Origin of the sequence: Streptomyces sp. E-08 (genome assembly GCF_049913095.1) — a bacterium.
Lineage (GTDB): Bacteria > Actinomycetota > Actinomycetes > Streptomycetales > Streptomycetaceae > Streptomyces.
This window is the reverse complement of sequence record NZ_CP183971.1, coordinates 889740-903104: the sequence shown is the minus strand read 5'-3', so window position 1 is coordinate 903104 and position 13365 is coordinate 889740. Positions and strand designations below refer to the sequence as shown.

General features: G+C 74.9%; 11 protein-coding genes. 7 read left to right on the top strand and 4 right to left on the bottom strand.

What is annotated here, in order from left to right; all coding sequences use genetic code 11:
- Position 1: 1 nt before the first annotated feature.
- From ACN9MM_RS04265 to ACN9MM_RS04250, 4 genes are all read left to right on the top strand, one after another.
- Positions 2–889, top strand: a complete 888-nt coding sequence (locus tag ACN9MM_RS04265) for an ABC transporter permease (protein ID WP_426362356.1) — start codon at positions 2–4, stop codon at positions 887–889.
- A complete protein-coding gene (locus ACN9MM_RS04260) occupies positions 886–2832 on the top strand; it encodes a dipeptide ABC transporter ATP-binding protein (protein WP_426362355.1) in 1947 nt (648 codons plus the stop codon). The genes ACN9MM_RS04265 and ACN9MM_RS04260 overlap by 4 nt, the downstream gene beginning before the upstream one ends.
- A 107-nt stretch (positions 2833–2939) precedes the next feature.
- On the top strand, positions 2940–3764 hold the full coding sequence (locus ACN9MM_RS04255; RefSeq protein ID WP_426368669.1) for a formylglycine-generating enzyme family protein: 825 nt from the start codon (positions 2940–2942) through the stop codon (positions 3762–3764).
- Positions 3761–6076, top strand: coding sequence for an arylsulfatase (locus tag ACN9MM_RS04250; protein ID WP_426362354.1), 2316 nt, complete (start codon positions 3761–3763; stop codon positions 6074–6076). Before ACN9MM_RS04255 ends, ACN9MM_RS04250 begins: the two co-directional genes overlap by 4 nt.
- Before the next feature lie 119 nt (positions 6077–6195).
- Here ACN9MM_RS04250 and ACN9MM_RS04245 read toward each other — a convergent pair whose 3' ends face one another.
- Positions 6196–6561 (bottom strand): hypothetical protein, encoded by a 366-nt coding sequence (locus tag ACN9MM_RS04245; RefSeq protein WP_382858821.1) that lies wholly within the window; start codon positions 6559–6561, stop codon positions 6196–6198.
- 153 nt (positions 6562–6714) lie between these two features.
- Here ACN9MM_RS04245 and ACN9MM_RS04240 point away from each other — a divergent pair, with 153 nt between their 5' ends.
- On the top strand, positions 6715–8157 hold the full coding sequence (locus tag ACN9MM_RS04240; RefSeq protein WP_426362353.1) for a carboxylesterase/lipase family protein: 1443 nt from the start codon (positions 6715–6717) through the stop codon (positions 8155–8157).
- Between the two features lie 190 nt (positions 8158–8347).
- Positions 8348–10579, top strand: a complete 2232-nt coding sequence (locus ACN9MM_RS04235; protein ID WP_426362352.1) for a sulfatase-like hydrolase/transferase — start codon at positions 8348–8350, stop codon at positions 10577–10579.
- A gap of 13 nt (positions 10580–10592) precedes the next feature.
- Here the strand turns inward: ACN9MM_RS04235 and ACN9MM_RS04230 are convergent, their stop codons facing one another.
- Positions 10593–11099, bottom strand: a complete 507-nt coding sequence (locus ACN9MM_RS04230; protein WP_426362351.1) for a DinB family protein — start codon at positions 11097–11099, stop codon at positions 10593–10595.
- Between the two features lie 167 nt (positions 11100–11266).
- Between ACN9MM_RS04230 and ACN9MM_RS04225 the strand changes: the two genes are divergently transcribed.
- Positions 11267–11959 (top strand): RraA family protein, encoded by a 693-nt coding sequence (locus tag ACN9MM_RS04225; protein ID WP_426362350.1) that lies wholly within the window; start codon positions 11267–11269, stop codon positions 11957–11959.
- A 20-nt stretch (positions 11960–11979) separates the two neighbouring features.
- Here ACN9MM_RS04225 and ACN9MM_RS04220 read toward each other — a convergent pair whose 3' ends face one another.
- Both ACN9MM_RS04220 and ACN9MM_RS04215 read right to left on the bottom strand, forming a co-directional pair.
- Positions 11980–12417 carry an OsmC family protein gene (locus ACN9MM_RS04220; protein WP_030689015.1) on the bottom strand — a complete coding sequence of 146 codons (438 nt, stop codon included), beginning with the start codon at positions 12415–12417 and terminating at the stop codon, positions 11980–11982.
- A gap of 60 nt (positions 12418–12477) precedes the next feature.
- Positions 12478–13248, bottom strand: a complete 771-nt coding sequence (locus ACN9MM_RS04215; protein WP_426362349.1) for a type 1 glutamine amidotransferase — start codon at positions 13246–13248, stop codon at positions 12478–12480.
- Positions 13249–13365: the final 117 nt, after the last annotated feature.

Sequence of the window (13365 nt, the reverse complement as noted above, 5' to 3'; positions counted from 1 at the left end):
CATGACCACGCTCACGAAGCCCGCGGGCACGGAACCGGCCCCCGCGAAGCCCGCGCCGCGCCGCGCGCGCCGGCCCCGCCACGCCTACCGCGCCGCCCTCACCACCGCCCGCGGCCGCACCGGACTCGCCCTCGTCGGCGCCGTCGTCCTCGCGGGGCTCCTCGCCCCGCTCCTCACCGGACACGGCCCCACCGACCAGAGCGGCCTGGCGCTCGCCGCGCCCGGCACCCCCGGGCACCCGCTCGGCACCGACGACCTCGGCCGCGACCTCCTCTCCCGCCTCCTGTACGGCATCCGGGCGGACCTCGGCATCATCGCCGCCGCCGTCCCCCTCGGCGCCGCCCTCGGCTGCCTCTTCGCCCTTGCCGCCGCCGCGCACCCGGTCCTGGACACCGTCGTCCAGCGCACCTTCGACCTGATCCTGGCCTTCCCCGGGCTGATCCTCGCGCTCGCCGTGACCGCGATCCTCGGCCCCGGCCGACTCCCCGTGATCCTCGTCATCGCCCTCGCCGAGATCCCCGTCTTCGGGCGGCTCCTGCGCACCGGCATCCTCGTGCAGCAGGGCCGGGAGTACGTGACGGCCGCCCGCGTCGGAGGCACCTCCCGCGGCCGGATCCTCACCCGGCACATCCTTCCCAACGCCGCCGACCCGCTCGTCGTGCAGATCGCCGTCTCCCTCACCGTCGCCGTCTTCGTCGAAGGCGCCATGAGCTTCCTCGGCGTCGGCGTCCGTCCCCCCGAGCCCACCCTCGGGGCCGTCCTCAGCCAGTCCATGCCCTACCTCGCCCAGGCCCCGCACTTCGCCGCCGGACCGCTCGTGACCGTGACCGCGCTCGTCCTCGGCCTCTCCCTGACCGCCGAGGCGCTGAACCGGGAGATACGCCGATGACCACCCCGCCACTCCTCGAAGTCCAGGGCCTGGACGTGGAGTTCACCGCCCCCGACGGCGGCACCCTGCACGCCGTACGGGACGTGTCCTTCACGCTCCGGCGGGGCGAGACCCTCGCCGTCGTCGGGGAGTCCGGCTCCGGGAAGTCCACCACCGCGCTCGCCCTGCTCCGGATGCTCCCCGGCACCGGACGGATCACCGGCGGCGCCGTACGCCTCGACGGCGAGGACCTCGTCACGGCCGGCGAGGAGCGGCTGCGGGCCGTGCGCGGCGCCCGGATCGGCATGGTCTTCCAGGACCCGATGACAGCCCTCAACCCCGTCCTCACCGTCGGCCGCCACCTCGACGAGGTGCTCCGCGCACACGAGGGGAGGAACGGCCGTCCGGAGAAGGCGCACCGGGGCGGGAGCGGCCGTCCGGAGAAGGCCCACCGGGGCGGGAACGACCGTCCGGAGAAAGCCCACCGGGGCGGGAACGGCCGGCGGGACAAGGCCGCCCGCCGGGCCCGTGCCGTCGAACTCCTGCGCCTCGTCGGCATCCCCGACGCCGAGCACCGGCTCGACGACCACCCGCACCAGTTCTCCGGCGGACAGCGCCAGCGGATCCTCATCGCCATGGCCCTCGCCGGCGAACCCGACGTCCTCCTCGCCGACGAACCCACCACCGCCCTCGACTCCACCGTCCAGGAACAGATCCTCACCCTCCTCGGCGAACTCACCCGCACCACCGGCACCGCGCTCGTCCTCATCACCCACAACATGGGCGTCGTCGCCCGCGCCTGCGCCCGCGTCCTCGTCATGTACGGCGGCACCGTCGTCGAGGACGGCCCCACCGCCGACGTCCTCACCCGGCCGCGCCACCCCTACACCGCGGGCCTCCTCGCCGCCGTGCCCCGGCTCTCCGCCCCCTCCGGCACGCGCCTCACCGGCATCCCCGGCGTCCCGCCCGACCTGAGCCTCCCGCTCGCCGGCTGCGCCTTCGCCGCCCGCTGTGCCTTCGCCGAGGACCGCTGCCACACCGCCGCACCCCCGCTGACCGCCGTCACCGGAACCGTCCGCGCCGCCTGCCACCCCGCCGCCGAACGCGACGAACCGCTGCCCCCGCCCCCGCCGCCCGCCCGGATCCACCGGCCCGCGCCCGGCGCCGTCGTCCTCCGCGCCGACGGGCTCACCAAGACGTACAGGAGCCGGGGCCGCCGCTCCTTCACCGCCCTCGACGGCGTCTCCCTCACCCTCGCGGCGGGGGAGACCCTCGGCATCGTCGGCGAGTCCGGCTCCGGCAAGTCCACCCTGGCCCGCGTCCTCGCCCACGCCCACCCCGCCGACGGCGGCCGCATCCTCCTCGACGGCCGGGACGTCACCCGCCCCGGCCGCGCCGAGCTGCACGCCGTACGCCGCCGCGTCCAGATGGTCTTCCAGGACCCCTACGCCTCCCTCAACCCCCGCATGACCGTCGGCGAGATCGTCGCCGAACCGCTGCGCGCCTTCGGGATCGGCGCCCCCGCGGAGCGCGCCGACCGCGTCGCCGCACTCCTCCGCCTCGTCGGCCTCGACCCGGCCGCCGCCGACCGGCACCCGCGCTCCTTCTCCGGCGGCCAGCGCCAGCGCATCGGCATCGCGCGCGCCCTCGCCCCCGAACCGGCCGTCCTCATCTGCGACGAACCCGTCTCGGCCCTCGACGTCTCCGTCCAGGCCCAGATCGTCGGCCTGCTCACCGACCTCCAGCGCGACCTGGGCCTCGCCCTCGTGTTCATCGCCCACGACCTGGCCGTCGTCCGCCAGGTCAGCCACCGCATCGCCGTCATGCACGGCGGCCGGATCGTGGAGACCGGCGGCGCCGACGAGCTGTGCGAGCGCCCCCGCGACCCGTACACCCGGGCGCTGCTCGCCGCCGCGCCCGAACCCGTACCCGTACGCCTCCTGCCCGAGGCGGTGTCCGCGTGAGCGCCTGCTGCACCCCGGGCCGCGCCTGCGGGGGCTCCGCAGGACACCCGGCCGCCGCGGAGCCGCTCCCGCTGCCGACCGTACGGACCGCCCCGCCGGCCCACCCGATGCTGCGGCTGCCGGGCGGCACCTTCCGCATGGGCGACGCGTTCGGCGAGGGCTACCGCGCCGACCACGAGGGACCCGTACGGGACGTCACCGTCGCCCCCTTCGCGATCGACGCCACCGCCGTCACCAACGCCCGGTACGCCGCGTTCGTCGAGGCCACCGGGCACCGCACCGACGCCGAACGCTTCGGCTCCTCCTTCGTCTTCCACCTCCTGCTCCACCCCGCCGCCGAACCCCACGTCCTCGGCCGCGTCCCGCAGGCCCCGTGGTGGCTCGGCGTCGCCGGAGCCGCCTGGCACAGCCCCGAGGGCCCCGGCTCCGACCTCGAAGGCCGCGCCGACCACCCCGTCGTCCACATCTCCCACGGCGACGCCCTCGCCTACTGCGCCTGGGCCGGCCTCCGGCTGCCCACCGAGGCCGAATGGGAGTACGCGGCCCGCGGCGGCCTCGAAGGCGCCCGCTACCCCTGGGGCGACGAGCTCACCCCCGTCGGCAACGAGCGGTGCAACACCTGGACCGGCGACTTCCCGCACCGCTCGGACCGGCCCGGCGGACACGTCGGCACCGTCCCCGTCACCGCGTACGAACCCAACGGCCACGGCCTGTACAACACCTCGGGCAACGTCTGGGAGTGGTGCGCCGACGACTGGGACCCGCACGGCCGCGAGCGCGTCATCCGCGGCGGCTCCTACCTCTGCCACGCCTCGTACTGCAACCGCTACCGGGTCGCCGCCCGCTCCCACAACACGCCCGACTCCTCGACCGGCCACGGCGGCTTCCGCTGCGCCCGCACCCTCCCCCCGGAAGGACCCACCCCCGCATGAGCACCGCTCCGCGACGCGACCCCTACGAGGGCTTCGCCGGCCGCGTCGGCCGCACCTTCGCCGAGTCCGAACCCGCCTGGCCCACCCGTACCACCCCGCCCGCCAAGGCCCCCAACATCGTCGTCGTCCTCGTCGACGACATGGGATTCAGCGACATCGGCCCCTTCGGCTCCGAGATCCCCACCCCCGTCCTCGACGGGCTCGCAGGGACGGGCGTCCGGCTCGGCAACTACCACACCATGCCGCTCTGCTCCCCGGCCCGCGCCGCCCTGCTCACCGGCCTCAACCCGCACCGCGTCGGCTACGCCATGGTCGCCAACTCCGACCCCGGCTTCCCCGGCTACGGCATGGAGGTCGCCGAGGACATCCCCACCCTCGCCGAACTCCTCCACGACGCCGGCTACGCCACGTACGCCGTCGGCAAGTGGCACCTCGTCCGCGACTCCGCCTCCAACGCCGCCGACCACCGGGGCAACTGGCCGCTCCAGAAGGGCTTCGACCAGTACTACGGCGTCCTGGAGGGCCTCACCAGCCTCTTCCACCCGCACCAGCTCGTCCGGGACAACAGCCCCCTCGACATCGACGAGTTCCCCGACGACTACTACTACACGGACGACATCACCGACCAGGCGATCTCCATGGTGAAGTCGCTGCGCGCCCACGACCCCGACAAGCCCTTCTTCCTCTACCTCGCGCACAACGCCGTCCACGGGCCCCTCCAGGCTAAGGCCGAGGACATCGCCCGCCACCGGGGCCGCTACGACGAGGGCTGGGACGCCCTGCGCGAGCACCGCTTCGCCGCGCAGCTCGCCGCCGGACTCTTCCCGCCCGGCACCCGGCTGCCCGAGCGCAACAGCGAGGCCGGACTCGACGTCCCCGCCTGGGACTCCCTGACGGCAGATCAGCAGAGGCTCTACGCCCGCTACATGGAGGTGTACGCCGCCCTCGTCGACAACATCGACCAGAACCTCGGACGGCTCACCGACACCCTCGCCGCCCTCGGTGAACTCGACAACACCATCATCGTCTTCACCTCCGACAACGGCGGCACGGGAGAGGGCGGCCTCGAAGGGACCCGTTCCTACTTCAGCCGCTTCGTCCACCACCCACGCCTCCCCGGCGACTGGGACCCGGACGTCGACCGCGACCCCGAGCTCATCGGCGGCCCCCGCAGCCTCGTCCACTACCCCCGGGGCTGGGGCATGGCCTCCAACACCCCCTTCCGCCTCTACAAGGGCCACACCTACGCGGGCGGTGTCCGCGTCCCCTTCGTCCTGTCCTGGCCCGAGGGCGCGCGGGACGGCAGGCTCACCGCCGGACACCGCTCCCAGTACCAGTACGTCACCGACATCGCGCCCACCCTCCTCGAACTCGCCGGCCTCACCCGCCCCGAGACCCGCCGGGGCGTCCCCCTCCAGGAACCCGACGGCACCAGCTTCACCGCCGTCCTCGCCGACCCCGCCCACGACTCCACCCACCCCGAGCAGTACTGCGAGATGACCGGCAACCGCAGCCACTACCGCGACGGGCACAAACTCGTCACCCTGCACCGGCCCGGAACGCCTTACGACGACTCCGAATGGGCCCTGTACGACATCAGGACCGACCCCACCGAGATCCACGACCTCGCCGCCGCGAACCCGGACCTCGTCAAGGAGCTCTCCGCCGCCTGGGAGCAGGCCGCCTGGCGCAACGGCGTCTTCCCGCTCCCCGACCACAGCGGCGCCCTCGCCCGCCGCAACCCCGCCGAGGAGCGCTACTCCCGCCCCCTCACCCTGCTCCCCGGCACCCCGGAACTGGAGCGCTACCGCTCCTCCCGGCTCGTCTCGCTGCGTTCCTTCGAGATCGCCGTGGCCGTCGACGAGAGCGGCGAGGGCGTGCTCGTCTCCCACGGCGACCAGGGCGGCGGCTACAGCCTCTACGTCGAGAACGGGCGGCTGACCTTCGCCTACAACGAGTACGGCGACCTCCACGAGACCGACGCCGGGCCCCTCGCCCCCGGCCCCCACGAGATCCTCCTCGTCGCGACGGCCGAGGAGGGACTCCGCTGGCGGTTCACCGTCACCGTCGACGGCGAGCACCGGGCCGCGCCGGACAGCGTCCACCAGCTCATCGGGATGGCCCCCTTCCAGGGCATCAGCGTCGGCGTCGACCGCAAGTCCCCGGTGTCCTGGCCCCTCCACGAACGCCACCGGTCCTTCCGCTTCACCGGCCGCCTCCACTCGGTCACCTACCGCCCCGGCGCCCCCGGCCCCGACGCCCCGGAGGCGGTCGCGGCCGCCCTGAAGGAGGCCGCGGCGGCGTTCGAGTGACCCCACGGTCCGGGTACGGCTCCCCGGGGCCCTATCCGAAGGCGTCGGTCACGCAGTCCGCGGCTCCCCGGGGTCCTATCCGAAGGCGTCGGTCACGCAGTCCGCGGCTCCCCGGGGTCCTATCCGAAGGCGTCGGTCACGCAGTCCGCGGCGCACCGCCCGTGCTCGAAGCGGCGGCGGAGCGCCGCGGCCGCGTGCCGCCGCTCGACCCCGGCGTAGCCGTACCGCTCCTCGGTGGTCCGCCGCACCGCCTCGACGGTGACGATCGCCGGCTCGCCCTCGCCGGCGGAGCCGCGGGCCGCCGCGATCACGTGATCGGCCGCGCGCTGGAGGTCCCGAGCGTACTCGCGCTGGGCGACGGAGCGGGCGCGCGAGGCGGCGAAGGGCCGGACCGAGCGGCCCTTCCAGACGACTCCGGCGATCACGAGTCCCACGCCGAGCAGGGCGACCAGCGCCCCCACCGCGGCATCGGGGTCCCACCTCATGGCCTGCCGCCTTCCCCCGGGACCCGCGGGTCCTGCACGAGCCTCCGAGTCTAGAGGCCCGGGCTCCGTCGTCGAGAGTGTTGACACGTGTAAGCGGCGGGTGACAGGCTCTTTCTCCGGCCCCGAGTGCCCGTGCAGAAGGAGCAGCACCCCATGAGCACCATCGTCACCACCGTCCGAGGACCCGTGCGCGGCGAGCGCCGTGCGGACGGCAGTCTGCGGTTCCTCGGCATTCCGTACGCGCAGCCGCCGGTGGGCGAGCTGCGGTTCGCCGCGCCCGTGGAGCCGGAGCCGTGGTCGGAGCCGCTGGACGCGACGGCGTACGGTCCGACGGCCCAGCGGCGCCCGTTCGCGGACGTCACGACGATCCCCGAGCCGTCGATCGCGGGCGACGGGGTGCTGAACCTGAACGTGTTCACCCCGGACACCGCTCCGGCCGCGGGTCTGCCGGTCCTCGTCTGGATCCACGGAGGCGGGTACGTCGCGGGGTCGGCGGCGAGCCCGTGGTACGACGGGGCCGCGTTCAACCGGGACGGGGTCGTCCTGGTCTCGGTCGGCTACCGGCTCGGGATCGAGGGGTTCCTGCGCCTGGACGGCGCTCCGGACAACCGGGGCGTACGGGACTGGATCGCGGCCCTGGAGTGGGTGCGGGACAACATCGCGGCCTTCGGCGGCGACCCGGCGAAGGTCACGATCGCGGGTCAGTCGGCGGGCGGCGGCGCGGTGCAGACGCTCCTCGCGGTGCCGTCGGCGCGAGGTCTCTTCCGGGGCGCGCTCTCCGTCTCCGGCGCCGTCATGCGGCCCGACGGTCCCGAGACCGCCTGCGCCGCGGCCCGGCTCCTCACCTCCCGCACCGGCGTACCGGCCACCGCCGCCGCCCTGCGCGACCTCACCGACGACGAACTCCTCGACCTCCAGGACCGCTTGGCCGAGCCGGGCCCCGACCGCGAGGGCCTGCCGCCGATGCTGGCCCTCGCCCCCTTCGCCGACGGCGAGCTCATCCCCGTCCCGGTCCTTGACGCCCTCACGACGGGCGACGCGGGCGCCGACGTCCCGCTGATGCTCGGCTTCACCGAGGACGAGTTCTCGATGATCCCCGCGCCCGGCCCCGACGGCCCGCCGCTGCCCGTCCTCCTCGGCGGGCTCGGCCTCGACCCCGCCAGGGCCGAGGCCTTCGCCGAGACGTACGCGGCCGCCGGCGCGGAGCGCTACTTCGGCCAGGCGCTGACCGACACCGTCTTCCGCGCCCCGAACCTCGCCGTCGCGGACGCCCGCGCCGCCCACGGCCGGCCCACCTGGTTCTACGAGTTCCGCTGGCCGTCGCCGGCGCTCGGCCTCGCCTTCCACTGCCTGGACCTGCCCTTCGCCTTCGACCTCCTCGACGCCGAGGGCGTGACCGCCGTCGCCGGGGCCGAGCCGCCGCGCGCGCTCGCCGACGCCATGCACCGGGCGTGGGTCGCGTTCGTCACCGACCAGGACCCGGGCGCCGACTGGCCGCGCTACACCTCCGACGAGCGCGCCACGAAGATCTGGGACGCCGAGTCCGGGATCGCCGCGGACCCCGTGCGCCGGGTCCGCGAGCTCTGGCTCGACTGAGCCGGGAGGCCGCCCCGCCACACGCTCCCGGGGCGGCCGCCGGGGACCGTGTCACACGTTCTTCATGCGCTGTGCATGGTTCCCCGGGGCGGGTGCGCCGATGATCGACTGACGTCCAGGACCCCTGTCAGGGGCCGCGGTTCGGACGTCGCACGCCATCCGCGCCCGCCGCCACCCGAGGAGCTCCGACATGTCCAGCCGCCGCCGCTTCCTCGCCGGGTCAGCCGCCACGCTCGGCCTCGGGGCCCTGCCCGCGACCGGCGCCGTCGGGACCCTGGCCGCGCCGGCGGCGGCGCTCGTACCGGAGGACACCACCCGCCCGCCGAACCTGGTCGTCGTGCTCGCGGACGACCTCGGGTACGGGGAGCTCGGCGCGTACGGCCAGAAGCTCATCGCCACCCCGCGCATCGACGGACTCGCCGCCGAGGGACTGCGGTTCACCGACGCGTACTCGACGGCGGCCGTGTGCGCACCCTCCCGCTGCTCGCTCCTCACCGGCCTGCACACCGGGCACGCGACCGTGCGCGCCAACCCCTCCGGGGCGCAGGGCTCCCTCACCGCCGACGACACCACCTTCGCCCAGGTGCTCAGGGCGCGCGGCTACCGCACCGGCATCATCGGCAAATGGGGCTTCGGGCCGGAGAGCGCCGGCCAGGACAGCCACCCCAACGCCCGGGGCTTCGAGGAGTTCCACGGGTACATCGACCACGGCCACGCCCACGAGTACTACCCGGCGTACCTGTGGCACGACGGAGTCAAGGAGGCGATCCCCGCCAACGCGGGCGGCGCCAAGGGCGTGTACGCGCCGGACCTGCTGCGGCAGAAGGCCCTCGACTTCCTCGACCGGCACGCGGCCGAGCCGTTCCTGCTGCTGCTCACCCCGACCGTTCCGCATGCCCCCAGCGACATCCCCGACACCGGCGCGTACGCGTCCCGGAGCTGGAGCGCCGCGAACAAGGGGCACGCCGCTCAGGTCGGCCTCTTCGACGCGCTCGTCGGCGACGTCGTCGACCGGATCCGCGCCCTCGGCCTGGCGGACGACACCGTCGTCCTCGTCACCAGCGACAACGGCCCCCACGAGGAGGGCGGGGTGAACCCCGACCTGTTCGACGCCAACGGGCCGCTGCGCGGATACAAGCGCAACCTGTACGAGGGAGGGATCCGCGTCCCCCTCCTCGCCTGGGGTCCCGGCCGGGTCGCGCCGGGCACGAGCGACCGCCCGACGCCGCTCACCGACCTCCTCCCCACCCTCGCCGAACTCGGCGGCGCGCCCGCCCCCTCGGACGTGGACGGACTGTCCGCCGCGCCCCTGATCACCGGCGGGGGAGCGGTCGCCGCCCGCCACGACCACCTGTACTGGTTCCGTGACGAGCGGGGCGTCACGTCCCGCGCCGACGCCCAGGACCGGCAGCGCTCCACCTGGCTCGCCGAGGCGCTCCGCAAGGACCGGTGGAAGGCGGTCAGGTTCGCCCCGGTCCGCGACCACGCCCTGCCCGACGACCAGTGGCAGGTCGAGCTGTACGACCTCTCGACCGACATCGGCGAGACCTCCGACCTCGCCGCCCGCCACCCCGCCCGGGTGGCCGAGCTCGTCGCCCTGATGCGCTCCTCCTGGCGGGACGCCTACCCGCGCGTCTCCTTCGGCGCCGGCCTGACGGTGCCGTCGCTCGCCCTGCCGGGGCAGCCGTTCACCGCGACCGCCACGCTCGCCAACGGCTCCGCAAGGACGTGGACTTCGGTTTCTCTCGCGCTGCGCACGCCAGAAGGTTGGACGGTGCGGGCCACCACGGCGACGACCGCCGGGCAGCTCGCGCCCGGAGCGCGGCTGACCGCCGGCTGGCAGGTCACCGCGCCCGCCGACGCCCCCGCGGCCACCCCGTGGACGCTGACCGCCGAGGGCATCGCGATCGCGCCCGGCGGCCCCGTGCGGTACGCCGCCCACGGCACGGTCACCACCCCGCCCCCGGCGCCGGTCCGGGACAGCTACCTCTCCGACCTCCCGTGGATCAGCGCCGTCAACGGCTGGGGCCCCGTCGAACGCGACACCTCCAACGGGAAGAACGCGGCCGGGGACGGAACCCCGATCGCGTTCGGCGGCACCACCTACCCCAAGGGGCTCGGCGTCCACGCGTACAGCGACATCGCCTTCCACCTCGGCGGCGCGGGGAAGCGGTTCACCGCGCTGGTGGGCATCGACGACTTCTCGGCCCGCCAGAGCTCCGCCGGCGCCACCCGGGCCGCCGTCCTCGGAGACGACCGCGTCCTCCTCACCACCCCCACCCTGACCGCCGCCGGCGGGCCCGTCCCGGTGGACGTCGACGTGCGCGGGGTACGCGTCCTGCGCCTGGAGGTCACGGACGCGAACGCCAAGACCTCCTTCGACCACACCTCGTGGGCCCTGGCCCGCGTGACGGTCGGGTAGCGCGGGCGGCCTCTCAGTCTCCGGTCGTGCCGTCGAGCAGCTCGCGCAGGATGTCCAGGTGGCCGTTGTGGCGGGCCGTCTCCTCGGTGAGGTGGAGGAGGATCCAGCGCAGGTCGACATGGAGGCCGTCGCGGACGGGCCGCTCGGCCTTGGCGTCCAGGTCGTGCGCGGCGACCAGCTCGCGGTGGCGGGCGCTCTGTTCGGCGTACTCGTCGAGCAGCTGGGAGAGCGGGAAGTCGACGGCGACGCGCATCTCGCCGTCGGGGTCCTCATCGGTCCAGGGCCCCTGGTCCTCCTCGCCGAGGAAGACCACGCGGAACCAGTAGTACTCGACCCAGCGGAGGTGGTTGACCAGTCCGTTCAGGGTCATCAGCGGTGAGCCCGGCAGCAGCGCCTTCCGGGCGTTCTCCGCGGAGACGCCCTCGCACTTGGCGCGGGTGGTGTCACGGGCGTAGTCGAGGAACGTGGTGAGCTGGGTGCGCTCGTCCCACGCGGGCGGTGTGTCGTCGATTCTGGTCATCGCGCGAAGCCTCCCTGATCACCGTGACCTGTGTCGAGGCAATTACGGCACCAGGACCGCCCTTCGGGCGACGACGGGAAGGTGACGACACCCCCTAGCATCGGTGGAGCCCACGGACGGATGCGGCGCGGCCCACGCGCGCGCCACGGACCGATCGGAGACGCCGGATGCTCAAGGACTTCGAGGACCTCTCCACGCCGCTGATCGCCGACGCCTGCGTACGGCTCGGGGAGCCGCTGCGGGCCGCGCCCGCCGGGATCCTCCCCGTCGTCGCCGGGCAGCGCGTCGCCGGGCGCGTGCTGCCGGTCCGCCACTACGGAAGCGTCGACGTCTTCCTGGAGGCCTTCACGCACGCCGCGCCCGGTGACGTCCTCGTCATCGACAACGCGGGCCGTCGCGACGAGGCCTGTGTCGGTGACCTCGCCGTCCTGGAGGCCGAGGCGGCGGGCGTCACCGGGGTCGTCGTCTGGGGGCTGCACCGGGACACGCCCGACCTGGTCGAGATCGGCCTGCCCGTCTTCTCGTACGGACGGCACGCGCCCGGCCCCGTGCGCGTCGACGAGCGGGACGCGGACGCGCTGACCGCCGCACGGTTCGGCGACCACCGGGTGACCGCCGCCGACGTGGTGTTCGGCGACGACGACGGTGCGGTCTTCGTGGCGGCCGGCCTCGCGGACGCCGTCCTGGAGACCGCCCGGGCCCTCTTCCGTACCGAGCGGGAACAGGCCCGACGGATCAGGGCGGGGGAGACCCTGCGCGCCCAGACCCGGTTCGACGACTTCCTCGCGGGCCGGGCCGCGGACCCCTCGTACACCTTCCGCCGCCACCTGCGCCGGATCGGCGGCGCGATCGAGGAGTGACGCGGACGGACGCCGGCCGGTCAGCCCTCGAAGCCGACCGTGCCGTCCGGCAGGATCGCCTCCACGCGCGCGCCGTGCTCCACGGTCCGGCTGACCGTGCAGAACTTCTCGTGCGTCAGGCGCACCCCCCGGGCGAACACCTCGGCCGCCTTCGGGTTGTTGTCGGGCAGGTCGAACTCGTAGCTCACCCGGATCCGGCCCACCCGGCCGTCGTCCTCGGGCCCCGACACCGACTCCACCACGATCCGCAGGTCGTCGTGGTCCACCGCCCGGGCCGTCCGGTCGACGACGAGGCCGCCGCAGCCGCCCATCGCCGCCAGCAGCAACTCGACCGGGGTGAACGACGGCTGCGCGTCCGCGTCGTCGGCGGCGGCCATCCGGACCTCCGCGCCCCGGTCGTTGCGGGCGGTCCAGTTCCGGTACCCGGTGCGGACGGTCTCGATCCGGTAGTCGGCCATGGCGGCGAAGCTCCTTCGTTCACGTGCGTGTCCTCGTACCGTACGCGCCGGGTACGCGTCTCAGACGCCGCGCGCGCCCGCGTGGGCGTGGACGACCGCGCCCCAGGCCTCGGACACCGCGCCCCAGACGGCGCGGAGTTCCGGCTCCGCCGCCCGTACCGACGCCACCGTGTCCCCGGCGTCGACACCGGCCGTGTGCAGCTGCGGGGCGTCCACGGCCGCCCACGCCGCGACCGTGTCCGCGCCCGCCTCCGGATGGAACTGCACCGCCCAGCCCGCGGCCCCCACCCGGAACGCCTGGTGGGGGCAGTCGTCGCCGGTCAGCAGCGGCACGGCGCCGGCCGGGAGGCGGTCCACCTCGTCCCAGTGCCACTGCGCCGCCGGGGCGCCCTCCGGCACCCCGCCCAGCACCGGGTCGCCCTCGGCCGCCGGCAGCCTGCGCAGCGGTACGGCGCCGACCTCGGGCCCACGGTCCCGCCGGGCCACCGAACCGCCCAGCGCGTGGGCGACGATCTGGCCGCCCAGGCATATCCCGAGCAGCGGCACCTCCCCGGCCACGGCCTCGCGGACGAGCGAGCGGACCCGGGGCAGCCAGGGCGCGGCCTCGTCCTCCTCGCAGTTGACGGACCCGCCGAGGACGAGCAGCCCCGCGTGGCCGCCGAGGTTCTCCGGGAGCGCCTCGCCCTCCCACGCGCGGATCACGTCGAGGCGGAGACCGGTCCCCGTCAGGTGCTCCCCGACGAGGCCGGGCCCGGCGTCCTCCTCGTGCTGCACCACGAGGACGGCGGGCGCGCCGCACGCCGCCCCTGCCGGTTTCGTCTCCGTCGTCACGGTCGCCCCGCCTCCACGTCCAGCCCCGGGAACGCCAGGCGCGTTCGCTCTCCCCGAGGATCTCCGATTCCGCGCCGGTGCGGGAGCCCCCGGAGACCCGTGCGTGATCACATCTGA

Coding starts and splice junctions, on each gene's coding strand:
- ACN9MM_RS04240 (WP_426362353.1), top strand. CDS start 6,715: ATGAGCACCATCGTCACCACCGTCCGAGGACCCGTGCGCGGCGAGCGC.
- ACN9MM_RS04265 (WP_426362356.1), top strand. CDS start 2: ATGACCACGCTCACGAAGCCCGCGGGCACGGAACCGGCCCCCGCGAAG.
- ACN9MM_RS04245 (WP_382858821.1), bottom strand. CDS start 6,561: ATGAGGTGGGACCCCGATGCCGCGGTGGGGGCGCTGGTCGCCCTGCTC.
- ACN9MM_RS04225 (WP_426362350.1), top strand. CDS start 11,267: ATGCTCAAGGACTTCGAGGACCTCTCCACGCCGCTGATCGCCGACGCC.
- ACN9MM_RS04230 (WP_426362351.1), bottom strand. CDS start 11,099: ATGACCAGAATCGACGACACACCGCCCGCGTGGGACGAGCGCACCCAG.
- ACN9MM_RS04250 (WP_426362354.1), top strand. CDS start 3,761: ATGAGCACCGCTCCGCGACGCGACCCCTACGAGGGCTTCGCCGGCCGC.
- ACN9MM_RS04220 (WP_030689015.1), bottom strand. CDS start 12,417: ATGGCCGACTACCGGATCGAGACCGTCCGCACCGGGTACCGGAACTGG.
- ACN9MM_RS04255 (WP_426368669.1), top strand. CDS start 2,940: ATGCTGCGGCTGCCGGGCGGCACCTTCCGCATGGGCGACGCGTTCGGC.
- ACN9MM_RS04235 (WP_426362352.1), top strand. CDS start 8,348: ATGTCCAGCCGCCGCCGCTTCCTCGCCGGGTCAGCCGCCACGCTCGGC.
- ACN9MM_RS04260 (WP_426362355.1), top strand. CDS start 886: ATGACCACCCCGCCACTCCTCGAAGTCCAGGGCCTGGACGTGGAGTTC.